The sequence below is a fragment of the Psychrobacter sp. 1U2 genome (genome assembly GCF_051847575.1).
In genome coordinates, this window is record NZ_JBPYDC010000808.1 from 1 (window position 1) to 824 (window position 824).

The following is an 824-nucleotide window of genomic DNA, read 5'->3' on the forward strand; positions in this document are numbered from 1 at the left end:
CATGCATAGGAAAGCTTAGTGAAAGCCAAGCGGGATAAATAAAATCAGTCGTATTGATGGGCAAAAAGAACCGTCCTTTTATAACACCATAACGCTTATCAATTTTGACTTGCCCGTGATCCTTAGTATCTACCCATATAGTACGAAATTGTTTGGTCTGCATATGGGTCATTTTGCGCTGTAGATTGTCGTTTGAGTTAATCCCAACCCAGTTTTCAGGCGCAAAAGGCGCTGATCCCATAAAAAACTTAATGGCCAGCTCCCAATGTTCAGTGACTGCCTCTTTATGGTTGTATAAAATCAAGTCAAGCTCGCCAGAGGTTTGCTTGCCATTAAATAGCTGTACATTACTAGCGAGTGTCTCATATGGATGCAACTGGCGTGCAAAACCATCTGCTAACCAAAAAGACAATAACCCCTCAAAGTGAAAACCCAAACGATTGGGACTGGGTCGTGTCAGTAGATAGCGCGTCAACTCCTGATAAGCATTGGTGGTATCAAGCTCTTCTAAACGCTGCTGATAGGCGTCAAACTGCTGTTGCCAAAAGCTGGCACTGTGTACCGATACCGTATGTGTGTTTTGATAGGGTGCAAAATCCAGCCATCCTGTCAATACATTGGGGCACGCCAGCACGTATGCCAAATCACGTACATAAGGACGCTGGTACGCTTCCCAAGGCGCATGATTTGTAAGTATGGACAATGAATGAGCGATAGGCTCGGACATAGAATAAACCGAAGTAAGTTGTAGAGCATTTACCCTAACTGCTCGCTTGGGAAAAGTCTATAGTCAATCGTACGATGTTAAGATTGAACGTATCTGG

1 protein-coding gene is annotated in these 824 nt (G+C 43.9%); it reads right to left on the reverse strand.

Going from position 1 to position 824, the window contains the following annotated elements:
• Nucleotides 1–727, reverse strand: a 727-nt coding sequence (locus ACS8FD_RS18860) for a DUF1853 family protein (RefSeq protein WP_439276979.1), incomplete at its 3' end; no start/stop codon positions are given.
• Nucleotides 728–824: the final 97 nt, after the last annotated feature.